Source organism: Pseudomonas sp. S3_C06 (genome assembly GCF_054667675.1).
The window spans coordinates 1893003-1919854 of record NZ_CP162747.1 but is presented as its reverse complement, the minus strand read 5'-3'; the positions used below and the strand labels follow the sequence as shown (position 1 = coordinate 1919854).

Annotated in this window: 15 protein-coding genes; 7 read left to right on the top strand and 8 right to left on the bottom strand. The window is 61.5% G+C overall.

Annotated elements, in window-relative coordinates; translation table 11 throughout:
* Positions 1-112: 112 nt before the first annotated feature.
* Together AB4N44_RS08255 and AB4N44_RS08250 are read left to right on the top strand one after the other, a co-directional pair.
* Positions 113-13111 (top strand): non-ribosomal peptide synthetase, encoded by a 12999-nt coding sequence (locus AB4N44_RS08255; RefSeq protein WP_460109341.1) that lies wholly within the window; start codon positions 113-115, stop codon positions 13109-13111.
* A 183-nt stretch (positions 13112-13294) separates the two neighbouring features.
* The gene (locus tag AB4N44_RS08250) at positions 13295-14110 is read left to right on the top strand and encodes an alpha/beta fold hydrolase (RefSeq protein WP_127929202.1); all 816 of its coding nucleotides are present in this window, start codon (positions 13295-13297) and stop codon (positions 14108-14110) included.
* A gap of 103 nt (positions 14111-14213) precedes the next feature.
* Here the strand turns inward: AB4N44_RS08250 and dsbG are convergent, their stop codons facing one another.
* The 4 genes from dsbG to AB4N44_RS08230 form a co-directional block, all read right to left on the bottom strand.
* Positions 14214-14984, bottom strand: coding sequence for a thiol:disulfide interchange protein DsbG (dsbG, locus tag AB4N44_RS08245; RefSeq protein ID WP_150775656.1), 771 nt, complete (start codon positions 14982-14984; stop codon positions 14214-14216).
* Positions 14960-15841: a TlpA disulfide reductase family protein gene (locus tag AB4N44_RS08240; protein WP_127929200.1), complete on the bottom strand. Its 882-nt coding sequence runs from the start codon at positions 15839-15841 to the stop codon at positions 14960-14962. Before AB4N44_RS08240 ends, dsbG begins: the two co-directional genes overlap by 25 nt.
* On the bottom strand, positions 15841-17574 hold the full coding sequence (gene dsbD / locus AB4N44_RS08235) for a protein-disulfide reductase DsbD (protein ID WP_460109344.1): 1734 nt from the start codon (positions 17572-17574) through the stop codon (positions 15841-15843). Before dsbD ends, AB4N44_RS08240 begins: the two co-directional genes overlap by 1 nt.
* Before the next feature lie 98 nt (positions 17575-17672).
* Positions 17673-18365: a hypothetical protein gene (locus AB4N44_RS08230; protein WP_455807429.1), complete on the bottom strand. Its 693-nt coding sequence runs from the start codon at positions 18363-18365 to the stop codon at positions 17673-17675.
* Between the two features lie 238 nt (positions 18366-18603).
* On the opposite strand from AB4N44_RS08230, the gene AB4N44_RS08225 reads away from it, so the two are divergent.
* From AB4N44_RS08225 to AB4N44_RS08205, 5 genes are all read left to right on the top strand, one after another.
* Entirely contained in the window at positions 18604-19284 is a 681-nt protein-coding gene (locus AB4N44_RS08225) for a response regulator (RefSeq protein ID WP_007908710.1), read from the top strand.
* The gene (locus AB4N44_RS08220) at positions 19284-20606 is read left to right on the top strand and encodes an ATP-binding protein (RefSeq protein WP_127929197.1); all 1323 of its coding nucleotides are present in this window, start codon (positions 19284-19286) and stop codon (positions 20604-20606) included. Before AB4N44_RS08225 ends, AB4N44_RS08220 begins: the two co-directional genes overlap by 1 nt.
* A 128-nt stretch (positions 20607-20734) precedes the next feature.
* Positions 20735-21220: a GNAT family N-acetyltransferase gene (locus tag AB4N44_RS08215; RefSeq protein WP_127929196.1), complete on the top strand. Its 486-nt coding sequence runs from the start codon at positions 20735-20737 to the stop codon at positions 21218-21220.
* Between the two features lie 142 nt (positions 21221-21362).
* Complete coding sequence (locus AB4N44_RS08210; protein WP_150775660.1) at positions 21363-22775, top strand: aspartate aminotransferase family protein; 1413 nt, start codon at positions 21363-21365, stop codon at positions 22773-22775.
* A gap of 83 nt (positions 22776-22858) precedes the next feature.
* Positions 22859-23083, top strand: a complete 225-nt coding sequence (locus tag AB4N44_RS08205) for an MbtH family protein (RefSeq protein ID WP_016985437.1) — start codon at positions 22859-22861, stop codon at positions 23081-23083.
* A gap of 185 nt (positions 23084-23268) precedes the next feature.
* On the opposite strand, the gene AB4N44_RS08200 is transcribed toward AB4N44_RS08205, so the two are convergent.
* From AB4N44_RS08200 to AB4N44_RS08185, 4 genes are read right to left on the bottom strand one after another with little or no spacing between them, the layout of a single operon-like run.
* Positions 23269-24174 carry a metal ABC transporter substrate-binding protein gene (locus tag AB4N44_RS08200; RefSeq protein WP_460109348.1) on the bottom strand — a complete coding sequence of 302 codons (906 nt, stop codon included), beginning with the start codon at positions 24172-24174 and terminating at the stop codon, positions 23269-23271.
* Positions 24175-25074, bottom strand: a complete 900-nt coding sequence (locus AB4N44_RS08195; protein ID WP_007917717.1) for a metal ABC transporter permease — start codon at positions 25072-25074, stop codon at positions 24175-24177. It abuts the gene before it with no gap.
* Entirely contained in the window at positions 25074-25922 is an 849-nt protein-coding gene (locus AB4N44_RS08190; RefSeq protein ID WP_160041265.1) for a metal ABC transporter ATP-binding protein, read from the bottom strand. Before AB4N44_RS08190 ends, AB4N44_RS08195 begins: the two co-directional genes overlap by 1 nt.
* Positions 25919-26848, bottom strand: coding sequence for a metal ABC transporter substrate-binding protein (locus AB4N44_RS08185; protein WP_127929192.1), 930 nt, complete (start codon positions 26846-26848; stop codon positions 25919-25921). Before AB4N44_RS08185 ends, AB4N44_RS08190 begins: the two co-directional genes overlap by 4 nt.
* Positions 26849-26852: the final 4 nt, after the last annotated feature.

The following is a 26852-nucleotide window of genomic DNA, read 5'->3' as shown; positions in this document are numbered from 1 at the left end:
CAGCATTCCAATGCCTCGCGCGGTCGGCACAGACCGCGCCCTGCATGCCCTTTGAGGGGCGTGACGCAGCAACCCGATTCCACTAGCAAGCCGAATTCAGGCAGGAAACCTCATGACCGACGCGTTCGAACTCCCCAGCACCCTGGTCCAAGCCCTCCAGCGCCGCGCGGCCCTGACGCCGGATCAACTGGCCTTGCGTTTTCTTGCCGAAAACCCAGAGCAGGCTGTGGTGCTCAGCTATCGCGAACTGGATGAGCGCGCGCGCACCATTGCCGCTGCATTGCAGGCTGACGCTGAATTCGGTGATCGCGCGGTGCTGCTGTTCCCAAGCGGTCCGGATTACGTCGCTGCTTTTTTTGGCTGCCTGTACGCAGGGGTGATCGCGGTGCCGGCCTATCCGCCGGAATCCGCGCGTCGTCACCATCAGGAGCGTTTGCTGTCGATCATTGCCGACGCCGAACCGCGTCTGCTGCTGACCAGCACCGACCTGCGCGACGCCTTGCAGCAAATCGAAGGCGCGCCGCCGCTGCTGTGTGTCGACAGCCTCGACAGCGCACTGGCGCAAAACTGGGTTGAGCCGAATCTGCCACCAGACCACATCGCCTTCCTGCAATACACTTCCGGCTCCACCGCGTTGCCCAAAGGCGTGCAAGTCAGCCACGGCAATCTGGTCGCCAACGAATTGCTGATCCGCCACGGTTTCGGTATCGATGTGAACCCTGATGACGTCATCGTCAGCTGGTTGCCGCTGTATCACGACATGGGTTTGATCGGTGGTCTGCTGCAACCGATTTTCAGCGGCGTGCCGTGCATCCTGATGTCGCCGGCCTACTTCCTCGGCCGGCCATTGCGCTGGCTCGAAGCGATCAGCCAATACGGCGGCACCATCAGCGGCGGGCCGGACTTCGCTTATCGCTTGTGCAGCGAGCGGGTCAGCGAATCGGCGCTTGAACGCCTGGATCTAAGCGGCTGGCGTGTGGCCTATTCCGGCTCCGAACCGATCCGTCTCGACACCCTCGAACGCTTCGCCGAGAAGTTCACCGCGAGCGGTTTCAGCGCCGACAGTTTCATGGCTTCTTACGGTCTCGCCGAGGCCACGCTGTTCGTCGCCGGCACCCCACGCGGCACCGGTATTCCCGCGCTGCGCGTCGACGATCAGGCTTTGGCACAAAACCGTGCCGAGCCGGGCGAGGGCAGCCCGATCATGAGCTGCGGCATCAGCCAGCCCGAACACGCCGTGCTGATCATCGAACCGCAATCACTGGAAGAACTCGCCGATAACGCCGTCGGTGAAGTCTGGGCTGCCGGGCCGAGTATCGCCCTCGGGTACTGGCGCAACCCCGAAGCCAGCGCCAAGACCTTCGTTCAGCACGCCGGCCGGACCTGGCTGCGTACCGGTGACCTGGGCTTTATGCGCGACGGTGAACTGTTCATCACTGGCCGTTTGAAAGACATGCTGATCGTGCGTGGTCACAACCTGTATCCGCAGGACATCGAGAAGACCGTCGAAAACGAAGTGGAAGTGGTGCGCAAGGGCCGCGTCGCTGCATTCGCCGTCAGTCAGAATGGCGAAGAGGGCATCGGCATCGCGGCGGAAATCAGCCGTAGCGTGCAGAAAATCCTGCCGCCGGAAGCGTTGATCAAAGCCATCCGCCAAGCGGTGGCCGAGGCTTATCAAGAGGCCCCAAGCGTGGTGGTGCTGCTCAATCCAGGCGCGCTGCCGAAAACCTCCAGTGGCAAATTGCAGCGTTCGGCGTGCCGCAATCGCCTGGCCGATGGCAGCCTCGACAGTTACGCGGTGTTTCCGTCGAACACGTCCGAAACCCACGGTGCAACAGCCAGCACATCCGAACTCGAAGCACTGATCGGTAAAATCTGGGCCGAGCAACTCGGCGTCAAACAGGTCAACGCTGACGATCACTTCTTCCTGCTCGGCGGCAACTCGATCGCCGCCGCCCAAGTCATCGCCCGAGTCCGCGAAGAACTCGCCCTTGAGCTGAACCTGCGCCTGCTGTTCGAAGCGCCGACGCTGGCCGCGTTCGCCGCTGCCGTGGCGCAACAGCAACAGGACGGCGGTAGCGCTCAAGGCGCAATCACCGCGTTGTCGCGCTCCGAACCAATGCCGCAATCGCTGGCACAAAACCGTTTGTGGATCACTTGGCAACTCGACCCACAGAGCAGCGCCTACAACATTCCCGGTGCCCTGCGTTTACGCGGCGAACTGGACGAAGACGCCTTGCGCGCCAGCTTCCAGCAACTGATCGAGCGCCACGAATCCTTGCGTACGCGCTTCTTCGAGCGCGACGGCGTGGCCTTGCAACAAGTCGATGCCGCCGCCGAATTCAATTTGCAATTGGTCGACATCAGCGACCTGCCGGCCCATGAGCGTGAAGCCCGCGCGCAACAAATCCGCGAAGAAGAAGCACGCACCCGGTTCGATCTGGAAAATGGCCCGCTGCTGTGGGTGACGCTGGTGCGCCTCGATGACGAAGATCATCAACTGCTGGTGACGATGCACCACATCATCGCCGACGGCTGGTCGCTGAACGTGTTGATCGACGAGTTCTCGCGCCTGTACGCCGCCGCTTCGCAAGGCGCGACGGCTAGCCTCGCGCCACTGCCAACCCAGTACGCCGATTACGGCAGCTGGCAGCGCCAATGGCTGGCGCAAGGTGAGGGCGAGCGACAACTGGCCTACTGGAAAGCGCAGTTGGGTGACGAGCATCCGACGCTGGAACTGGCCACCGATCATCCGCGTTCGGCGCAAAAAAATCACAGCGCAGCACGCCACACTGTGCGTCTGGGCGCCAGCCTCAGCGATGCGATCCGCAACACGGCGCAAACGCATCAATCGACGCCGTTCATGCTGCTGCTCTCGGCATTCCAGAGCTTGCTGCAGCGCTACAGCGGTCAGCGCGACATCCGCATCGGCGTGCCGAATGCCAACCGTCCGCGCCTGGAAACCCAAGGCCTGATCGGTTTCTTCATCAACACTCAAGTGCTGCGCGCCGAGATTGATTCGCGCCTGCCGTTTGTTGAACTGCTGGCCCAGACCCGCGAGGCCGCCCTCGGGGCACAAGCGAATCAGGATCTGCCCTTCGAACAACTGCTCGAAGCCTTCCCGCAGGCCCGCGAACAAGGCCTGTTCCAGGTCATGTTCAACCACCAGCAGCGCGATCTGAGCGCGCTCAAGCGCCTGCCGGGGCTGCTCGCCGAAGAACTGCCGTGGCACAGTCGCGAAGCCAAGTTCGACCTGCAATTGCATAGCGAGGAAGATCGCAACGGTCGCCTGACCTTGTCCTTCGACTATGCCAGCGAATTGTTTGACGCCGCGACCATCGAACGTCTGGCCGAGCATTTCAGCAACCTGTTGCGCGCAGTTTGCGAACGCCCGGAGCAAGCCATCGGTGATCTGCAGTTGCTGACCACCAGCGAGTACGATCAGCAAAAAGTCTGGGGCGTTGCACCCTGCACCCCGGCGCAACAATGGCTGCCGGAACTGCTCCACGAACAGGCGCGCCTGACCCCTGAGCGCACGGCGCTGGTATGGGACGGCGGCAGCCTCGATTTCGCCGAATTGAACAGCCAGTCCAATCGTCTCGCGCACTATCTGCGCGACAAAGGCGTCGGCCCGGATGTCTGCGTGGCCATCGCCGCCGAGCGTTCGCCGCAGCTGTTGATCGGTCTGTTGGCGATCATCAAGGCCGGCGGCGCCTATGTACCGCTGGACCCGGATTACCCGGCCGATCGACTGGCCTACATGCTCAGCGACAGCGGCGTCGAATTGCTCCTGACCCAAACCGAATTGCTCGGCCGTTTGCCGGCCAGCGATGGCGTCAGCGTGATCGCCATGGACGCGTTGCACCTGGAAAACTGGCCGAGCCAGGCACCGGGTTTGCACCTGCACGGCGACAACCTCGCCTATGTGATTTACACCTCGGGTTCCACTGGCCAGCCGAAAGGCGTCGGCAACACTCACGCCGCGCTGGCCGAACGTCTGCAATGGATGCAGAACGCTTACGCCCTCAATGAAACTGATGTGCTGATGCAAAAGGCGCCGATCAGTTTCGACGTGTCGGTGTGGGAATGCTTCTGGCCGCTGATCACTGGCGCGCGTCTGCTGATTGCCGGCCCCGGCGAACACCGCGATCCGCATCGCATCGCCCAGCTCGTTAAAGAACATGGCGTGACCACGTTGCACTTTGTGCCGCCGCTGCTCTCGCTGTTCATCGACGAACCGCTGAGCGCCGAGTGCACCAGCCTGCGCCGGGTATTCTCCGGCGGTGAAGCGCTGCCGGCCGAACTGCGTAATCGCGTGTTGGCGCAGTTGCCAACGGTGCAACTGCACAACCGTTACGGCCCGACCGAAACCGCGATCAACGTCACCCACTGGCATTGCACCACGGCCGATGGCGAACGCTCGCCGATCGGCCGGCCGTTGGGCAACGTGATTTGCCGCGTGCTCGATGCCGATCTCAATCCAGTGCCGAGCGGTGTGCCGGGTGAGCTGTGCATCAGCGGCGTCGGTCTGGCCCGTGGTTACCTCGGCCGACCGTCCTTGACCGCTGAACGTTTTGTCGTCGATCCGCTGGGCGAGCAGGGCGCACGTTTGTACCGCACTGGCGACCGTGCGCGCTGGACCTGCGACGGCGTGATCGAATACCTCGGCCGTCTTGATCAGCAGGTCAAACTGCGTGGCTTCCGCGTTGAACCGGAAGAAATCGAAGCACGCTTGCTCGCACAGGACGGCGTCGCCCAAGCCGTGGTGCAGGTGCGTGAAACTGCTGCCGGCGCGCAGCTGATCGGCTACTTCACCGCCACCGATGCCAGCGAAGATCACGACGAGCAAATAACACGCCTGAAAACCGCACTGGCCGCCGAGCTGCCGGAATACATGGTCCCGGCGCAACTGATGCGCCTCGACGCAATGCCCCTCAGCCCAAGCGGCAAACTCGACCGCCGCGCGCTGCCCGAACCGCAATGGCAAGTGCGTGAACACGTCGAGCCGGTGACTGAACTGGAACAGCAGATCGCCGCGATCTGGCGCGAAGTGCTCGGTCTGGCACAAGTCGGCCTGCGCGACGATTTCTTCGCCCTTGGCGGTCACTCGCTGCTGGCCACGCAAATCATCTCACGCAGCCGTCAGGCCTGCGACGTCGAACTGCCGTTGCGCGCCTTGTTCGAACACAGCGAACTCGGTGATTTCGCCGAACAGATCCGCCTGATCCAGGCCAGCGGCCGCACCAACAAACAGCCGCCGATCGACAAGGTTGATCGCAGCAAACCGGTGCCGTTGTCGTACTCGCAACAGCGCATGTGGTTCCTCTGGCAGATGGAGCCGGACAGCCCGGCGTACAACGTCGGCGGCATGGCGCGTCTGCGCGGCGTGTTGCATGTCGAGCGTTTCGAGGCGGCGTTGCAAGCGCTGATCCTGCGCCACGAAACCCTGCGCACCACGTTCCCGAGCGTCGACGGCGTCGCCCGTCAGCAGGTGCATGCCGAAACCGGTGTGCGCATGGGCTGGAAGGATTTTTCAAAACTTGCCGCCGATGCACGTGAGCAAAAGGTTCAGCAACTGGCCGATGAGGAAGCACATCTGCCGTTCGATCTGGAAACCGGTCCGCTGCTGCGCGCCTGTTTGGTGAAGACTGCCGAGCAAGAGCATTACTTTGTCCTGACTCTGCACCACATCGTCACCGAAGGCTGGGCGATGGACATCTTCGCCCGCGAACTCAGTGCGCTGTACGAAGCGTTTGTCGATGACCGTGATTCACCGCTTGAGCCGCTGCCGGTGCAGTACCTCGACTACAGCGTCTGGCAACGCAACTGGCTGGAATCCGGCGAGCGTCAGCGTCAGCTCGACTACTGGACCGCGCAACTCGGCCGTGAACATCCGCTGCTGGAGTTGCCCGGTGATCGTCCGCGTCCGCCGGTGCAAAGCCACCAAGGCGAACTGTTCCGCTTCGACCTGAGCGATGACCTCGCCGCGCGGGTTCGTGCGTTCAATGCGCAAAACGGTCTGACCCTGTTCATGACCATGACCGCCGCACTCGCCACCCTGCTGTACCGCTACAGCGGCCAGACCGATCTGCGCATCGGCGCGCCGGTAGCCAACCGCATCCGTCCGGAAAGCGAAGGGCTGATCGGGGCGTTCCTCAACACCCAAGTGCTGCGTTGCCAGCTCGACGGCATGATGTCGGTCGGCGAACTGTTCGAGCAGGTGCGCCACACCGTGATCGAAGGCCAGTCGCATCAGGATCTGCCGTTCGATCATCTGGTCGAAGCGTTGCAGCCGCCGCGCAGTGCTGCGTACAACCCGCTGTTCCAGGTGATGTGCAATGTGCAGCGCTGGGAATTCCAGCAGAGCCGCATGCTCGCCGGCATGACCGTCGAGTACCTGGCCAACGATGCGCGGGCGACCAAGTTCGACCTCAACCTGGAAGTCACCGACCTCGACCATCGCCTCGGTTGCTGCCTGACCTACAGCACTGATCTGTTCGATGAGCCGACCATCGCGCGCATGGCCAAACATTGGCGCAATCTGCTTGAAGCGCTGATCGCCGATCCGCAACAGCGCCTCAGCGAATTGCCGCTGCTCGATCAACCCGAGCAACAGCAGCTGCTCGACAGCCTTGGCATCGAGCCGGGCGAGCATCGTCTCGACCAGTGCATTCATCACCTGTTCGCCGAACAGGCGCTGGCGCGCAAAGACGCGCCGGCCCTGACCTTCGCCGGGCAGACCCTGAGCTACGCCGAACTCGATGCCCGCGCCAATCGTCTGGCCTGGGCCCTGCGAGAGCGCGGCGTCGGTCCGCAAGTGCGCGTTGGTCTGGCACTGGAGCGCTCGCTGGAAATGGTCATCGGCCTGCTGGCGATTCTCAAGGCTGGCGGCGCGTACGTGCCGCTGGACCCGGAATACCCGCTCGACCGTCTGCATTACATGATCGAAGACAGCCGCATTGGTTTGCTGCTCAGTGATCGCGCGATGTTCAACGCCCTCGGCGATCTGCCGCCAAATGTGGCGCGTTGGTGCCTGGAGGAGGACAGCGCAGCGCTGGCCGCTTACCCGGCCAGCGAGCTGCCGTTTATCAGCCTGCCACAGCATCAGGCGTACCTGATTTACACCTCGGGTTCGACCGGCAAGCCGAAAGGCGTGGTGGTCTCCCACGGTGAAATCGCCATGCACTGCCAAGCGGTGATCGAGCGTTTCGGTATGCGCCCCGACGACTGCGAACTGCACTTCTATTCGATCAACTTCGATGCGGCGACCGAACGTCTGCTGGTGCCGCTGCTCAGCGGTGCGCAGGTGGTGTTGCGTGCGCAGGGTCAATGGGACGCGGAAGAAATCTGCGGCTTGATCCGTGCTCATCAGATCAACGTGCTCGGTTTTACCCCGAGCTACGGCAGCCAGTTGGCGCAGTTCCTGTCCACGCAAAACGAAATCCTCCCGGTGCGGATGATCATCACCGGTGGCGAAGCGTTGACCGGTGAACACCTGCAACGGATTCGCGCAGCGTTCAAACCGGCGACGTTCTTCAACGCCTATGGCCCGACCGAAACCGTGGTCATGCCGCTGGCCAGTCTGGCGCCGGAGGTGCTGGAAGAGGGCGCCGGCAGTGTGCCGATTGGCAGCGTGATCGGTGCGCGTGTTGCCTACATTCTCGACGCCGATCTGGCGCTGGTGCCGCAAGGCGCGACGGGTGAACTGTTCGTTGGCGGCGCAGGTCTGGCCCAGGCCTATCACGACCGTCCGGGCATTACCGCCGAACGTTTTGTCGCGGATCCGTTCGCCACCGATGGCGGGCGCATGTACCGCACCGGCGACCTGGTGCGCCAGCGTGCCGATGGTTTGGTGGAATACCTGGGCCGGATCGACCATCAGGTAAAGATCCGTGGTTTCCGTATTGAACTGGGCGAAATCGAAACGCGCCTGCTCGATCACGACTCGATCCGCGAAGCCGTCGTGCTCGCACTGGATGCGCCGAGCGGCAAGCAATTGGTCGGTTACCTCGTCACCGATGTCGCTGAGCAAAACGAAGCCAAGCAGGCCGAGCTGCGCGAAGCGCTGAAATCGCACCTCAAGGCACAACTGCCGGATTACATGGTGCCGACGCACCTGATTCTGCTGGCGAGCATGCCGCTGACCGCTAACGGCAAACTTGACCGTCGCGCCTTGCCAGCGCCGGATCCGGAGCTCAATCGTCAGGACTACGTGGCGCCGAGCAACGAGCTGGAGCAGACCCTGGCGCAGATCTGGTGCGAAGTGCTCAACGTCGAACAGGTCGGTCTCAACGACAACTTCTTCGAACTCGGCGGCGATTCGATTCTGTCGATTCAAGTGGTCAGCCGTGCCCGTCAGCAGGGCATTCATTTCAGCCCGCGCGATCTGTTCCAGCACCAGACTGTACAAACCCTCGCCGCTGTGGCCAGCCGCACCGAACAAGTGACGGCGGAGCAAGGCTTGGTGGTTGGTGAATCGCGTCTGACGCCGATTCAGCACTGGTTCTTCGATACCGATATTCCTGAGCGTCAGCACTGGAACCAGGCGTTGTTGCTGGAGCCGACGGTGACCCTCGAACCCCATCGTCTGGAGCAAGCGCTGCTGGCGGTGATCGAACAGCATGATGCCTTGCGTTTGCGCTTCACCGAGGCCGACGGTCAATGGCAAGCGACGCACCAACCGGTCTCCGATGCGGCGGTGTTGTGGCAAGTGCGCGTCACCTCGATGGACAAGTGCGAAGCGCTGTTCGCTGATGCGCAACGCAGCCTTGATCTGGTAAACGGCCCGCTGGTTCGCGCCTTGCTGGTGGACGGCCCTGAAGGTCAGCAACGCCTGTTTATCGCGATCCATCACCTGGTGGTCGACGGCGTGTCGTGGCGCGTGTTGCTCGACGATCTGCAAACGGTCTATCGCCAACTGACGGCTGAGCAATCGGTAAAACTACCGGCGAAAACCAGTGCTTTCAAGGATTGGACGGCACGCTTGCAGGCCTACGCCGGCAGCGAATCCCTGCGTGAAGAACTCAACTGGTGGCAGACCCAACTGGCCGGTCAGAACGCCGATCTGCCTTGCGAAAATCCGCAGGGCGGCCAGCACAATCGTCATGCGCAAACCGTCAGCGTGCGCCTCGATGCCGAGCACACCAAACAGTTGCTGCAACAGGCGCCAGCCGCTTATCGCACTCAGGTCAACGATCTGTTGCTGACGGCATTGGCGCGCGTGCTGTGCCGCTGGAGCGGTCAGCCGTCGGCGCTGATTCAACTGGAAGGCCACGGTCGCGAAACCCTGTTCGACGAGATCGACCTGACCCGCACCGTCGGCTGGTTCACCAGCGCCTACCCGCTGCGCCTGACCCCGCACAACATCGAAGAAGCTGCCGGGCAGGGCGCTTCGATCAAGGCGATCAAGGAACAACTGCGCGCAGTGCCGCACAAAGGTCTGGGTTATGGCGTGCTGCGTTATCTCGCCGACGATCTCAGCCAGCGCAGCATGGCCGCGTTGCCGCAGGCGCCGGTCACCTTCAACTACCTCGGCCAGTTCGACCAGAGCTTCGGTAGCGATGCGCTGTTCCGTCCGCTGGATGAAGCGGTCGGTGCCGCCCACGATCCGCAGGCGCCATTGCCGAACGAACTGAGCATCGACAGCCAGGTTTACGGTGGTGAATTGCTGCTGCGCTGGACCTTCAGCGCCGAGCGTTACGAGGCGCAAACCATCCACGATCTGGCCGACGCTTACCTCGGCGAGCTGCAAAGCCTGATCGCCCATTGCCTGCAAGACGAGGCCGGCGGCCTGACGCCGTCGGACTTCCCGCTGGCCAGACTGACTCAGGCGCAACTCGATGCGTTGCCGGTGCCGGCCGCGCACATCGAAGACGTCTATCCGCTGACGCCAATGCAGGAAGGCATGTTGCTGCACACCTTGCTCGAGCCGGGCACCGGTCTGTACTACATGCAGGATCGCTACCGCATCAACAGCGAACTCGACGCCGAGCGTTTCGCCCAGGCGTGGCAAGCAGTAATCGCCCGTCACGAAGCGTTGCGCGCGTCGTTCTGCTGGAACGTCGGCGAAGACATGCTGCAAGTGATTCACACGCCGGGTCGCACGCCGATCGAGTATCTGGACTGGAGCGCCATCGCTGAAACCGAGCAGGAACCGAAGCTGCAAACGCTGCTGAAAAACGAGCGCGAAGCCGGTTTCGATCTGCTCAATCAGGCGCCATTTCATCTGCGCCTGATCAAGGTCGGCGCGGCGCGTTACTGGTTCATGATGAGCAACCACCACATCCTCATCGATGCCTGGTGCCGCTCGTTGCTGATGAATGACTTCTTCGAAATCTACACCGCACTGGGTGAGGGGCGTGAAGCGCAACTCGCCGTGCCGCCGCGTTATCGCGATTACATCGGCTGGTTGCAACGCCAGAGCCTGGCCGAAGCGCGGCAGTGGTGGCAGCAGAACCTGCGAGGGTTCGAGCGTACTACACCGATCCCGAGCGACCGGCCGTTCCTGCGTGAACATGCTGGCGAAAGCGGCGGCATGATCGTCGGCGACCGCTACACCCGCCTCAATGTCGAGGACGGCGCGCGTCTGCGTGAACTGGCGCAGGCCCATCAACTGACCATCAACACCTTCGCCCAAGCGGCGTGGGCCTTGGTGCTGCGCCGTATGAGCGGCGATCGTGACGTGCTGTTCGGCGTGACCGTGGCCGGTCGCCCGGTGGAAATGCCGGAGATGCAACGTACTGTCGGCCTGTTCATCAACAGTATTGCGCTGCGGGTGCAGATGCCGGCGGACGATGAACGCAGCAGCGTGCGTCAGTGGCTCAGTGGTTTGCTCGACAGCAACATGCAGCTGCGCGAGTACGAATACCTGCCGCTGGTGAACATTCAGGAACAGAGCGAACTGCCGAAAGGCCAGCCGCTGTTCGACAGCCTGTTCGTCTTCGAAAACGCCCCGGTGGAAGTCTCGGTGCTTGATCGCGCGCAGAGCCTGAATGCGACCTCGGACTCGGGCCGTACGCACACTAACTTCCCGCTGACGGCAGTGTGCTACCCGGGCGATGATCTCGGTCTGCACCTGTCGTATGACCAGCGTTATTTCGACGAATCGACCATCGAGCGCATGCTCGGCGAGTTCAAACGTCTGCTGCTGGCGCTGGTCGACGGCTTCCATGGCGACATGGCCGATCTGCCGCTGGTGGGCAGTGAAGAACAGGACTTCCTGGTGCACGGTTGCAACCAGAGTGCCCACGATTATCCGCTGGAGCAGAGCTACGTTGCGCTGTTCGAAGCTCAAGTTGCCGCGCATCCGCAGCGCATCGCCGCTACATGCCTTGACCAGCAACAGAGCTACGCCGAGCTGAACCACAACGCCAACCGTCTCGGCCATGCACTGGTCGCCGCGGGTGTGCAGATGGATCAACCGGTGGCCTTGCTCGCAGAACGGAATCTCGATCTGCTCGGCATGATCATCGGCAGCTTCAAGGCTGGCGCGGGTTATCTGCCACTGGATCCGGGCCTGCCGAGTCAACGTCTGCAACGCATCATCGAGCTGAGCCGCACGCCGGTGCTGGTCTGCTCTAAAACATGCTTTGAACAGGCGCAGACCTTGCTGGATGAATTCAGCTGCGCCAATCGCCCGCGCTTGCTGGTGTGGGAAGAGGTTCAAGCAGCGGCGACGTCGGCGCAGAACCTGGGCATTTACAGCGGCCCGGACAACCTCGCCTACGTGATCTACACCTCGGGCTCCACCGGCCTGCCGAAAGGCGTGATGGTCGAGCAGCGCGGCATGCTCAACAATCAGTTGAGCAAGGTGCCGTATCTGCAACTGAGCGATGCCGACGTGATCGCCCAGACCGCGTCGCAAAGCTTCGACATTTCGGTCTGGCAGTTCCTCGCCGCGCCGTTGTTCGGCGCACGGGTGGACATCGTGCCGAACACCATCGCCCACGATCCGCAAGGGTTGCTGGTGCATGTGCAGGCGCAGGGCATCACCGTGCTGGAGAGTGTGCCTTCGTTGATTCAGGGCATGCTCGCCTCGGATCGCCTGAGTCTGGATGGCCTGCGCTGGATGCTGCCGACCGGTGAGGCAATGCCGCCGGAACTGGCGCACCAATGGCTGCTGCGTTACCCGGACATCGGGCTGGTCAACGCTTATGGCCCGGCGGAATGCTCCGATGACGTGGCGTTCTTCCGCGTCGACATGGCGTCGACGCGCGGCAGTTACTTGCCGATCGGTACGCCGACCGACAACAACTTGCTGTACCTCGTTGATGGCGCTCTGGAACTGGTGCCGTTGGGCGCGGTGGGTGAGTTGTGCGTGGCGGGTACGGGCGTTGGTCGCGGTTATGTCAGCGATCCGTTGCGCACCGCGCCGGTGTTTGTGCCGAACCCGTTCGGTGCGCCGGGCGAGCGTCTGTATCGCACCGGCGACCTGGCGCGGCGTCGCAGCGACGGTGTGTTGGAGTACGTCGGTCGGGTTGACCATCAGGTGAAGATTCGCGGTTATCGCATCGAACTGGGCGAGATCGAAGCGCGTCTGCACGAACAACCGGAAGTACGCGATGGCGCGGTCGGTGTGCAGGAAGGCGTTAACGGTAAGCACTTGGTCGGTTATCTGGTGGCTGCTGATAGCGCGCTGAATCCGGGTGAACGACTGGAGCGGATCAAGCAGCGGTTGCGCGCCGAACTGCCGGAATACATGGTGCCGCTGCACTGGTTGTGGCTCGATCAGCTACCGCGCAATGCCAACGGCAAACTCGATCGCAAAGCCTTGCCGGCGCTGGAGATCGGCCAGTTGCAGAGCCAGGATTATCTGGCCCCGCGCAATGATCTTGAACAGACGTTGGCTGATATCTGGGCCGAGGTGTTGAAGGTCGAGCAAGTTGGTGTCCGCGACAACTTCTTCGAGCTGGGCGGGCACTCGTTGCTGGCCACGCAGATCGCTTCGCGGGTGCAGAAAACCCTGCAACGTGATGTGCCGTTGCGGGCGATGTTCGAGTGCAGCACGGTGGAGGAACTGGCCGAATACATTGACGGGCTGGCGGCGAGCGATATCACCGAGGAGAAGGTTGATCGGTTGAATGATCTGATGGCGGAGCTGGAGGGCTTCTAGTTCTTTAGCGCCTGCATTGGCCTCATCGCGAGCAGGCGAAGGCCTGCATTTTGGAATGCGTTCCCCTGTAGGAGTGAGCCTGCTCGCGATTGGCGTCCGCACATTCACCTACATTTCCAAGGTTGACGACAAGCAACCGGCAGCTCAGTCTGCCGGTTCTCTTTTTTGTCGCGGGGGTGGTCGATGCCTTTTTTCACGGTTGACGGACAAGCGCTGCATTACATTGATCAAGGCACCGGCCCGGCAGTCTTGCTGGCCGGCAGTTATCTGTGGGATCAGGCCATGTGGGCGCCGCAGATTGCCGCGTTATCGCCGCATTATCGGGTGATTGCGCTGGATCTGTGGGGCCATGGCGAATCGGGCCGGTTGCCTGAAGGCACGACATCTCTGGATGACATTGCCCGACAGGCGCAGGCCTTGCTCGATCATCTGGACATCGATCAGGTCACCCTCGTCGGGCTGTCGGTCGGTGGCATGTGGGGCGTGCGTCTGGCGCTGTCGGCACCGCAGCGGGTCAATGGTCTGGTGCTGATGGACACCTTCGTCGGTGTCGAGCCTGAGCCGACCCGCCAGTACTACTTCTCACTGTTTAAACAGATTGAAGAAACCGGCGAAATCTCCGATCAGTTACTCGATATCGTCGTGCCGATCTTCTTCCGCCCGGGCATCGATCCGCAGTCGGCACTGTATCAGGATTTTCGCGCGAAACTGGCGGCGTACTCGTCCGATCGGTTACGCGAAAGCATCGTACCGATGGGGCGCATCACGTTTGGCCGGGATGATTTGTTGCCACGGCTGGGTGAGCTGAATGCGGCGACCACGCTGGTCATGTGCGGCGATCAGGACAAGCCGCGACCACCGTCGGAAACACAGGAAATGGCCGAGTTGATCGGTTGCCCGTGGGTACTGGTGCCGGAGGCGGGGCATATCTCCAATCTGGAGAATCCTCAGTTTGTCACCGAGGTGTTGCTTACCTTCCTCAGCGCGCGCAACCGTTAAACCGAGTGATCTTCGATCGCGAGCAGGCTCACTCCTACATTTGGAATGCATTCCCCTGTAGGAGTGAGCCTGCTCGCGATGGGGCCAGTCCAGGCACCGAAAATTATTTAGGCCCGAGAATCTTCACCAACTTGTCCGGCGAAGGCGCGCCTTGTTGCTGTTGCAACTCACCCTTGTCATCCATATAGAAGATTGCCGGTGTGGCTTGCAAGTCGAGGTCTTCCATCAACTGCATGTTCGCCGCCAGTTTGGTCTGCACGGCCACCGGAATATCTTTCAAGGCCTTGAGCGTGCTGCCCTTGCCAGCCTTCTCGTGATCTTCCAGCGCCTTGGCCGGATCTTTCGCCGCCAGCAACGCGGCCGACTTACCCGGGCTGTCCTCGCGGATGATGCCGACCATAATGTGCCGCAACTGTACCTTGCCGGCCTTGACCCATGGTCGAGCCTGTTCCCAGAACATGTTGCAGTAAGGACAGTTCGGGTCACTGAACAGGTACACGGTGCGCGGTGCATCCTTGTTGCCGTCCTGAATCCAGTTGCTTGCCTCGAACTTGGCCCAGACTTCCTTGGCCATCGGCGCGTAAACCAGTTTCTGCAGCGGTTCACTGCTCAAGTCCTTACCGTCGGCGTCGTACAGATTACCGAGTAAAACGTGTTTGCCATCCGGGGTCAGGTACAGCGCCATGCCGCGATTCTGATACTGCGCCGCATAGCCGCGCAGGCCATCGGGGGCGTCGAACTGGCCGACGATTTTCGCGCCTTTGGCTTCGATCTGTTTGATCGCCGCAGGCAACTCTTCAGCAGCCTGCACCGACGGCAAGTGCAGCAGGGCGGTGCCCAGAGTCAGCGTCAGCAGGTGGCGGAGGCGGGGCATGGCAGTTTCCTTGCAGAGGTGGCCGGTGCAGTGGCCGGGTTCGAATTCGGGGTCGGGGTGTCGAAGTTTTCCAGGGCGCGCGCCAGACTGGCGTTCGATAGCTCACCAAGGTGACTGCTCAGCAACCGACCGTCGGGGCTATAGAACAGCGTAGTCGGCAAGGCCATGGAACCCACGGCCTGGCCCAGCCGACCGCTGCGGTCAAACAACACGTTGTTCAGGCTCAGGCCTTGGGTTTCCAGAAACGTCGCCACGCTTTGCATGCTTTCGGCCTGATTGACGAACAGGAAGGTCAGGTCCGGGCGCTGTTGCTGAGCGTTTTCCAGTACCGGCATTTCGCGTCGGCACGGTGGACACCAGGTCGCCCACAGATTGATCACCAGCGGGCCACCCTGATAGTCGCTGAGCTGGATGGTTTCCCCAGCCGCATTGCGCAGCGAGATGTCCGGCAGCCGGGTGCCTTGTTCATAGATATTCAGCGACAGCGTCGCCAACAGCCAGAACGTCACGCCGCTGGCCACACCAAAACCCAGCGGGCGACGCAAGCCCGGACGGCGCCAGCCGCGATACAGCGCCACCAGCAGCAGCACGATCACGCCCGGCCAGGCGAGGAAGCCACCGTCACGCAAATCGATGATCTGCCACGGGTCACTGCGATAGTGCGACCAGTACAGCAACACAAAGGCAACACGCGCTGCGAGCATCCCCAGCAGAAACAGGCTGAACAACGCCGACTCGGGGTTATCGCCGCCACGCTTGGCCACCCGCCAGCCGACAAAGGTCGCCAGCGCCAGGGCACTGATCAGCAGCAGGTGATTAAGCGCAATGGCAAAGGTGCCGAGGGTGAAAGTCAGCATTAATTGGCTTCCCGGGTGGTAGCCCAGCGTTGCAGGAATGTCTCGGCATCGACTTCGCCGGTGATGCGCTGGCTGCGGCGTTCTTCGCCATCCGTGCCGATCCAGACGAAACTCGGTGGCCCCGGCACTTTGTAGTGGCTGAGCAATTCACGGCTGGCCGCGTTGTCAGCGGTGACATCGAGCCGTAGCAGGCGCACGTCGCTCAACGCCTGCATGACCTTGTCCTTGCCGAATACCTGTTTTTCCATGACTTTGCACGACACGCACCAGTCGGCGTAGTAGTCGAGCAGTACCCACTGCCCCTTGGCTTTGGCGGCATCGAGTTCACTTTGCAGTGCCGCCGGATCCTTGATCGTGATGAATGCGTCATGAGCCGAAGGCGCCGCAGTCCCGACACGACCGGCACTGTAGACATGCAACGGTTGATACGGATCATCGCTGCCGCCCGCCGCGCCAATCACCAGCAGACTGCCCCACAGGCCGAGCAACAACGAACTGGCGCCGAACAACTGGGCAACGCGGCCAAAACCTTCGGACTGTTTCCACGCGCAGAACGCGGCGATCAACAGCAATGCACCGCACAGGCCCAGCCACAACGAAGCATCCAGTACCGGACGCAACATCAACAGCGCCGTGGCGAGGAAGAGGAAACCGAATACGCCCTTGAGCAGGTTCATCCACGCGCCGGGCTTAGGCAAGAAGCGATTGCCCACGGTAACCAGCAACAACAACGGCACACCGATGCCGATGCCCAGTGAAAACAGAATCAGGCCACCATGCAATGCATTGCCGCTCTGCGCGATATACAGCAACGCACCGGCCAGCGGCGCGGTCATGCACGGGCCGACCAGCAGACCGGACAATGCTCCGAGTACCCCGGCGCCGATCAGGCTGCCACCGCTGCGACTGCGCGAAGCGTGTTCGAGGCGGTCGCGCAGGGCCACCGGCAATTGCAGTTCAAAGAAACCGAACATCGGCAAGGCCAGCACCACGAAGATCGCGGCGAAGGTGCCGAGCAGCCACGGATTCTGCAACCACGCCTGCAGATTCGCACCAAGCAGCGCAGCAATCACGCCCATCGCCGCATACACCAGCGCCATGCAGATTACATAGCTGCCGGCCAGCGCGAAACCGCGACGCGGGGTGGCGCCACTGCCGACCACCATGCCGGCCAGAATCGGCAGCATCGGCAACGTGCAAGGCGTGAACGCCAACAACAGACCGAGGCCGAAAAATACCAGCAAGCTCCAGCCCAGCGCCCGTTGTTGCAGGCTGCTGGCCAAGGCCTGATCCGGCGCTTCAGTGCTTGCGGCCACTGTGGCTTTGCCGCCCAGATCAATGACCCGGGTTTGCGGTGGATAGCACAGGCCCGCATCGGCACAGCCCTGATAGCTGACCTTGATCTGGCCTGTGGCCGCTGCCGGGATCTTCACCTCCAGCCCTTGGCGATAGACCGGTTGCTCACCGAAAAACTCGTCGCTGTGGGATTCGCCCTCCGGGAGTGTCGGCTGCTGTGCTGCGTTCAGTCCGTCGAATTTCAGGCGTTTCTGATACAGGTAATAACCGTCGGTAATTTGCCAGAACAGCTGGGTTTCACCGGATTCCAGGCGTTCGGACGTGAGCACGAATGCCTGGTCGACCGGCAGAAACTCTGGTTTTGTCTCAAATGGATTGTTTCCAGCCTGGGCCAGGCTGGAAATCAGCAGAGCAAACAATAGAAAAAAATGACGCATGGAGGAGCCTTGTCCCTGTGCAAGTGAGGCGCAGAATGGGCGGCTGCGATTAACCGATAATTAACCGTATCCTACAAGGCCCTCGGGGCTTCGGCCAATCAGCCTCGCAGCAGTCCTGGCCAGTTCGCGTCATTGATGGTTTTCGGTCCGGAGACCAGACGGTCGGACTGAATGTTGTAAGTCAGGTATTGGTTGTCGGTCAGGAAGATGTACCAGTAGCTGTCGGCGAAAGTCCGGTCATTTTGCGCTGCCGTGATGATGCGGTCCTTGTACGGTTTCAGCGCGCCAAGTTGATAATCCCCGAAGGATTTGTAAGTGAGGGTTTTTGCCCTGTAGTTAAACGATAGATAGTGTCCATCGTTGAGGATGAATCTGAACAGGAACGGGTGGCCGGTTAGTTGAAACCAGGTGCCGGCTATGATTTTGTCGAAGTAAGGCAGGATGGGCTTCCAGATCGAATCGGCCACTTTATAGAAGGCATCGACCTTGTCCTTGTCCTGGTTGTATTTACACACCATGGGGATTGTTCCCTGATAGAAGAACAGCCAGGCAATATCTTCGTCGGACGAGGTATTCCAGCCGAATGAAGTGGTTGTCAGTCCGAAACGCAAGTCTTTGGCATGGGGGCCAAAGCTGTCCCAGCTAGCGCCGACCGATGCGGGATAGTTGGCGGATACCTTGTTGTCACCGAGATCGAATCGGGAATAGGTGTCGCTGTCCTTGAAGAAGAAATAAATCCGGTCGGGGCCTGAGCGCCAATCGATCGCGACGAAGTTTTTTAGTTTAGGCATGCTTATTAAGTCCCTTTAAAGTTGTTGGTGGTTGCCAGTCGAAAACTAAATGAACGAAGGGTTATTACATAGTGAGAAACTGTTTCTTTATTAGTGGGGAAGTTTCAGCGCAGAGTGAGTCCCAGCGTCAGGTGGCGCCCCGATGTGTTTGCCCGGCTTTGCGTAAACACCGGTGACGGCCATAATTGCCGCTTAATCCTCGCCTGCTTCACTCGCCTTTTTTATCCACGGAGCACCCATGCACGTACTGGTTTGCGAAGACGATGAGCTGATTGCCAGTGGCATCGTTGCCGGTCTCACGGCTCAGGGTTTGACCGTCGAGCACGTCAACACCGCGTCGAAAGCGCGGGCGATGCTCAAGGTTGCCGAATTTGACGTGATGGTGCTCGATCTCGGCCTGCCAGACGAAGATGGCCTCAAGTTGCTGCAACAATTGCGGCAGAGCGGCCTGGAAATTCCGGTGCTGATTCTGACCGCGCGCGACTCGGTCACCGACCGTGTCGACGGCTTGCAGGCCGGGGCTGACGATTACCTGCTCAAGCCGTTCGATCTGCGTGAACTGTTCGCCCGTCTGCAAACCTTGTTGCGCCGGGTCGCCGGGCGCAGCGTCAACCTGATCGAGCACGGCGCGCTGACGTACGATCCGAGCAGTCGCGAAACCACTCTGGCCGGACAACCGGTGGACTTGTCACGTCGCGAGCAATCGCTGTTGCAGGCGCTGCTGCACAATCGCGGCCGGGTGCTGTCCACCGAACAGTTGAAAGACAGTGTTTATGGCTTCAACGATGAGCTGGAAAGCAACGCGCTGAACGTGCACATCCATCACCTGCGCAGCAAACTGGGCAAAGGCATCGTCGAGACCGTGCGCGGTCTGGGCTATCGTCTCGGCCCGGCTGACGGTGGAGATCAAGGCAAGTGATGAGTCTGCGACTGCGCCTGAGCCTGACCTTGGGCGCTGCGTTTGCGCTGATCTGGGCGCTGGCGGCGGCCTGGATGCTCAGTGATCTGCGCAATCAGATGATGTTTTCCCTCGACCAGCGTCTGGTGGCGTCGGCGCGCATGGTCGCCGGGCTGCTGGAACAATTGCCGACTTTGCCGAGCAAAGGCGAGGGCACGCATTTCAGTGCCGAACAACTGAATATCCCCGGTGGCATGGCCTGTCAGGTCAGCTCCTTGCGCGGGGAAATCCTCGCGCGCAGTCACAATAACCCCGAACAGGCGCTGGAAGCCGAGAAAATGGGCTTTCACGATCAGATGATCGACGGTGCGCCGTGGCGCAGTTTCACCCTTGCCCGAGGCGATGTGCGGATTACCACCGCTGACCGGCAGATCGAGCGCGAAGCCCTGAACATGTCGATCCTGCTGGCGGCGTCGGTGCCGGTGGGTGTGGCGTTGCTGGGTTGTCTGTGTCTGCTGTGGCTGGGTATCGGCCAAGGGCTGGCGCCGCTCAATCGCCTGCGTGAAGCGCTGATGCGACGCAACGCCGACTCGCTTGAGCCGTTGCAGATCCAGACCTTCCCCAGTGAACTGAAGCCGCTGCTCGAAACGCAAAACCAGTTGTTCCAGCGCATTGGCAAAACCATCGAGCGTGAACGCCGCCTGACCGGTGACGCGGCGCATGAACTGCGCAGCCCGCTGACGGCGATCAAGACGCACCTGCAAGTCGCGCGCATGACTGAAGGCAATGCCCGCGATCAGTCGCTGGCGCGGGCCGAAGAGGGCGCCGACCGTCTGCATCGCACCCTCGAACAACTGCTGTTGCTGGCGCGGGTCGAGGGCAGTCTGTCGTTCGATGACGGCTCGCAATGCAGCGCCGAACAAGTGGCACGCCTGGCGATTCAGGACGCCACGGGGGGCGAGCGCCTGCGCATCAAATTGCAACTGCCGACCGGACTTTCCGTTGCACCGCTGCAAATGCCGGCCGTGCTGTCGATTGCGGCGCTGCGCAATCTGCTCGACAACGCCCTGCGCCATACGCCCGAAGACTGCGCGGTTGAGCTGAGCCTGGAAACCATTGGCAACCGCGTGCGTTTTGTCGTGCGCGACCATGGCCCGGGGATTGCGCCGGATGATCTGCAACACCTGACCCAACGCTTCTGGCGCAACGGCCAGAGCACCGGATGTGGCCTCGGCCTGGCAATTGTTCAGGCGATCGTCCAGCGTTGCGACTGTGCCCTGCATTTCGACAGCCGACCGGATGGCCTGCGGGTCGAGCTGACCATGCCGTTGCAGCCTGTCTGATTTCAGCACAGCCTGTGGAAGGAAATCGCGCCAGACACATCAAATGTAACTTCTCGGCGTTCGCTATCCGCCAGGGGGAGGGGTAAGGTCAACGCAGCTTTGACTCAATGGATTGAGGGAACTGCGCCATGGAAGCACCCATCTGCATTCGTCCGGCCATCCTGGCCGACGCCGGTATCATCAGCCGCATCATCGAACGTTCGATTCGCATCGGTTGTGCGCTCGACCACCGTAATGATCCGCTACTCGTCAGCCAATGGATCGGCCGGCAATGCGCCGATTTCATCAGCGCTCGACTTGCCGATCCTCACTTCTATCTATGTATTGCTTTGTGGGCGGACAGACCGGTTGGTGTCGGCATGGCCGAGGTCAGTGGCGATATTTCGCTGTGTTACGTGCAGCCAGAGTCATTTCGCCGGGGCGTCGGGCGAGCGTTGATCCAGGATCTGGAAGGCTGGTTACGGATTTGCGGCGCTTCTCATGCTGACCTCAACAGCACGCGTACCGGTCGTGCGTTTTATCACCGACTTGGCTACCGCGAATCTGCGCCTCCCCTCGAATACCAAGGCTTGCAAACCCTGCCCATGCACAAGTCGCTGGCATCGCCGGTCTGACAATTCGATCAAAGGCTAAATCCTCAAGCCCCTTAAGCGTTTCCAGAACAGGAAAACCTGCAAGTGCGCCCCGCGATCGGAATGCGCACCTGTCCGGTGTGCTGTTTTGGTCACTATCCATAGCCAATTGAGGGGTCGAGAGATGTCAGTCGCCACCAGCCTTATCGAAGAGTCGTCGGCCCGGGTCAGCTCGGCGCCGGCCGAAACGCTGTACCAGTTCAATGAGTCGCCATTGCTGGCCCGCCAGGCCCGGCAGGAATCCAATGCTCGCAGCTATCCGCGGCGTATTCCTCTGGCGCTCAAGCGTGCCAAAGGCCTGTATGTCGAAGACGTCGAAGGCCGCACCTTCATCGACTGCCTGGCCGGTGCCGGTACGCTGGCGCTGGGGCATAACCACCCGGTGGTGATCGAAGCGATCCAGCAGGTACTGGCCGACGAATTGCCGCTGCACACCCTCGACCTGACCACGCCGGTCAAGGATCAGTTCGTGCAGGACCTGTTCGGCCTGCTGCCATCGGCCCTCGCGGCTGAAGCGAAAATCCAGTTCTGCGGCCCGACCGGCACCGATGCCGTGGAAGCGGCGCTGAAGCTGGTACGCACGGCGACCGGGCGCAGCACTGTGCTGTCGTTTTCCGGCGGTTACCACGGCATGAGCCAGGGCGCGCTGAGCCTGATGGGCAGCCTGGGGCCGAAAAAGCCGCTGGGCGCCTTGCTCAGCAGTGGCGTGCAGTTCATGCCGTTCCCGTATGACTACCGTTGCCCGTTCGGCCTCGGCGGCGCGGCGGGCGTCAAGGCCAACCTGAGCTATCTGGAAAACCTGCTCAACGACCCTGAAGCCGGCGTGCAACTGCCCGCAGCGGTGATCGTCGAAGCGGTGCAGGGCGAAGGCGGTGTGATTCCGGCGGACATCGAGTGGCTACGCGGCTTGCGCCGGATCACCGAGAAGGCCGGTGTGGCGCTGATCGTCGACGAGATCCAGAGCGGTTTTGCGCGCACCGGCAAGATGTTTGCCTTCGAACACGCCGGTATTACCCCGGACGTGGTGGTGTTGTCCAAAGCCATCGGCGGCAGCCTGCCATTGGCTGTGGTGGTCTATCGCGACTGGCTCGACACCTGGCAGCCGGGCGCGCATGCCGGCACCTTCCGTGGCAATCAGATGGCCATGGCGGCAGGTTCTGCGGTGATGCGTTATCTGGTTGAACACAAGGTCTGCGAACACGCTGCTGCCATGGGCGAGCGCCTCAGCGAGCACCTGCGCATCCTGCAACGCGACTTCCCGCAACTGGGCGACATTCGCGGTCGTGGCCTGATGCTCGGCGTCGAACTGGTCGAGCCGAACGGCACACTCGATGCGCTCGGCCACCCGCCGGCGTTTGCACGACTGGCGCCGCTGGTCCAGCGCGAATGCCTCAAGCGTGGGCTGATTCTGGAACTGGGCGGTCGCCATGGTGCGGTGGTGCGTTTCCTGCCGCCACTGGTGATCACTGCCGCCGAAATCGACCGCGTTGCGGAAATCTTCGGTCGCGCTTTGGCCGCTGCCACGGCGGCGCTGTAAATTTTTCGCCGCGCCGAACGTTCTTTCTACATACCCGGCTGCACCCCTCGTGCAGCCCACCCTTACAACGATGGAGAACCAGCATGACGTCAGTATTCGACCGCGAGGACATCCTCTTTCAGGTCGTGGTCAACCACGAAGAGCAATACTCGATCTGGCCGGATTACAAAGCCGTGCCGCAAGGCTGGCGCACCGTAGGCAAGAGCGGCCTGAAAAAGGAATGCCTGGCCTACATCGAAGAAGTCTGGACTGACATGCGTCCGTTGAGCCTGCGCCAGAAGATGGAAGGGCAGGCCGCCGCGCAATAAGCGCCCGGGCAAAAAGAAACCCGCTGGACTGGAAACAGTCAGCGGGTTTTTTTATGCCTTGAGTTTGTGTTGTCAGGTCAGGCCTCTTCGCGAGCAAGCTCGCTCCCACATTGGATCTGTGTCGTGCACAAACCCCTGTGGGAGCGAGCCTGCTCGCGAAGAACGATAACGCGGTCCGGCTGAAACTAAGCCCCGCTCAAACCCTTAAGCAGCAAATCCACATTGCCTTCCAGCTCCGCCACCGGATCCGCCGCATCGGTGCTCAGCACCACCAGATGGCTGCCCGACTCGGCAATTGCTGCCTTCACCGCGTCTGATGGCTGCCGATGATGCAGCACCATCGCGACATCATTGTCCTTGAGCGTTGCCGTCAGTTTTTTCAGGTCTTCGGGCGTCCACTCGGCATCAGGCCGTGGATCCTGGCCAACCAGCTCCAGATTCAGACTGCCGATCAGATAGCCGAAATGATCGCTCAAACTCAACACACTCAGGTTGTCGGCGCTGGCCAGTCGCGCTTCGCTGTCGGCGCTGAGCTTAAGCAAACGTTGCTTCAACGTCGCCAGGTTCGCCTCGATCGCAGGCTTTGCGCTAGGTGCCAGGCGCACCAGATCCGCCGCCATAACGTCCGCCATGCGTCCCATGTTGTTGCTGGCCAGCCATGGCTGACTGTTCAAACCATCGACCTTCAGATCCGGTTGCACGGCAATGCCCGGCAGGGCGCCGTCGACCGGGCGCGCCGCATCGACTTCAACGATGCGGATATTGCTGCGGCGGGCGATCGGGTACAGCTGATCATCCGGCCACAGCGAGCGCACGCCAATCACGGCATCGGCAGCGGTTGCCAGTTTGCTCAATGCCGGAGCGCCACGTCCCGTGAAGTAGGCGCTCTGACGACTGCCCGGCAGGTTCGCTGGCGCCGCCCGTTCGAGATTGACATCGGTGCCTTTGAGCAGCGCTTCAGCCAAGCCAAAGGTGATGGGCAAGGAGGCCAGCACCCGCAGCGGTTTTGTGTTTTCGGCGGCCATCAACGGCGTGCAGATCACGCCGCAAAGGGTCATGGCCAGGGTCAGTTTGCGCAGTGAAAAAGTCATTTATCCAAGATTCCCTTTCAGGCTCGGGACAACCCCGCGCGCGATGGCGGCGAGGGCGAAAGCGATGCCGGCGACCAGAATGATCGCGGCGCCGGACGGAATCGGCAGATCGAACACAATGGGTGCAAGAATCCCGCACAGCGTGCTGACGGTGGCGATCAGCACCGAGCACCAGAAGAAACCTTTGAGCGACTGGCTGAGCAAACGCGCCGCCGCTGCAGGAATCACCAGCAATGCGCCGACCAGAATCGCGCCGATGACTTTTACCGCCGCCACGGTGATCAGCGTCACCAGAATCACGAACAGATAATCCAGGGTCTTCACCGCTACCCCGCGCACCGCCGCCAGCTGCGGGTTGAAGCTGGCGAGCATGATGCGGTTGTACAGCGGCAAGGCGAGGGCCATGACCAGCGAACCGACAATGGCCAACACCGCCAGATCGTTGCCGTTGACCGTCAGCACTGAGCCGAACAACACGTTCTCGAGAATGTGCACATTGATCTTGCCCGCAAGAATCAGCAGCAGACTCGCGCCCAGTGCCAGCGACACCGACAGGAACACGCCGATCAGCGTGTCCGGTGCCAGGCCGGTGCGGTTGCGCAGGTAATTGAGCAGAATGCCGAACAGCAGGCAGTAGCCGAACAGGCTGCCATAGGGGCCGGTGTAAGGTTCGCCGAGCAGGATGCCGATGGCGACACCGGTCAGCGCCGCGTGACCCACTGCTTCAGAGAAAAATGCGAAGCGCTTGACCACCACCAGCGTGCCGAGGCCGCCGAGCACCGGGCCGATCAGCAGCCCGGCAAGTAGCGCATTGACCACGAAACCGTAGGCCAGCGCTTCCGGCAGATAACCGGACGAGGCCCAGCCTTGCACCATCAAACGAAAGGCTTCGTAACTCATCAGGCAGCGCTCCGTGGATGGGTCGAGAACAGGGTCAGCAGGCGTTCCGGAGTCAGCGCCTCTTGCGGTGAGGCATCGAACAGCACGCGGCGGTTAAGACCGGTGACGCGGCTGGCCAGACGCCCGACCGCTTCCAGATCGTGCTCGATCCACAGCACGGTGATGCCCGCTGCACGCCAATCGCCGAGCAGACGTTCGAACACTTGAATCCCGGCTTCATCAAGGGCCGACATCGGTTCATCCAGCACCAGCAATTGCGGCGCCGGAATCAAACCTTGAGCGAGCAGCACCCGCTGCCGCTCACCGCCGGACAGCGCGCCCATGCGCCGCTTGCGTTTGTCCTGCATGCCGACGCGTTCCAGCGCCTCACCAATGGCGCCGGCGTAACGCTTGCTCAAACCGAGAAACGCCGGGCGTCGCTGGCACATGGCGGCCATGAAATCGTCGACGGTCATCGGCAGCCCGCGATCGAACTCCAGCGCCTGTGGCACATAACCGATGGTGCCGGGTTCGCCGGGCCATTGCAGGCTGAGTTGGCCCTGATGGGGCATTTGCCCGAGCAAGGTTTTGATCAGCGAACTCTTGCCGCCGCCGTTGGGGCCGACCAGCGCATGCACGCTGCCGGGCTGCACCTGGAAGGTGACTTTGTCCAGAATCGTCGTGCGCCCCAGCGTCAGACAAACCTGCGCAAAATCCAAAGTCGGCCCCGAAACCTGTGGGAGTGAGCCTGCTCGCGATAGCGGTGTGTCATTCAACAAAGATGTCGGCTGATCCGGCGCCTTCGCGAGCAGGCTCGCTCCCACAGGGGACTCGGTGTTTTCGGGGGAAAGGTTTTCTCTGGAAGTCATGCGCCAGACTCCTGAATCGCCCGCACCACGGTGTTGAGGTTGCCGGTCATTTCCTTTTCGTACTTGTCGGCGGTGTATTCGCCGTAGGAAATGTGCGAGAGCGGGTACAGCTTCACGCCGGATTCACGCTGAATCGTTTCGACGTAGGTGGAGGGGAAATCCATCTCCGAGAAGATCACTTTCACATCGAGTTCGCGCAGTTGATCGATGGTTTTTTTCAACTGACTCGGGCTCGGCTCAATGCCGTGCGCCGGTTCGACCACAGCGGTCACTTCCAGGCCGAATTCACGCAGCAGATAGTCGTAAGCCGCGTGTACCGTGGCCACGCGCAGTTCGGCGTTCGGCGCTTGAGTCAGTTTGGCCAGGGCATCGGCGCGCATCTGCCGCAGGCGTTTGCCGTAGGCGCGGGCGTTCTGGGTGTAGGTCTTGGCGTTGTCCGGATCGAGCTTGCCCAGTTCGCGGGCAATGTTGTTGACCTGGGCGATGGAGGCGCTGATCGACAGAAACGTGTGCGGATTGACCACTTTGCCGGCACCGCGGGCGGCGACGCCAGTGGCCGCCAGCAGCGGCACGTTTTCGTTGGCTTCGATGGTTTTGATGTTCGGCGTTTCGCTGGCGGCGATCATGCGGTCGGCGAAGTCGTCATGGCCGACACCGTTGAGCACGATCACATCCAACCCGCTGATACGTTTGATGTCCTCGGCGCGCGGCTCGTAGGCGTGCGGGTTGAAACCGGCAGGAATCAGCGGCACCACCTCGGCCTTGTCGCCGACGATGTTCGCCACATAGCTGTAATAGGGGTGCAAGGTAATGCCGATGCGCAGGCGCTTGGCCTGATCGGCGCTGGCCAGCGGACTCAGCAGGCAGGCACACAGGCCTGCTAAAAAAAGGCGTAACAACGGACGGCGAGGCGATGAAATGGACATGGGC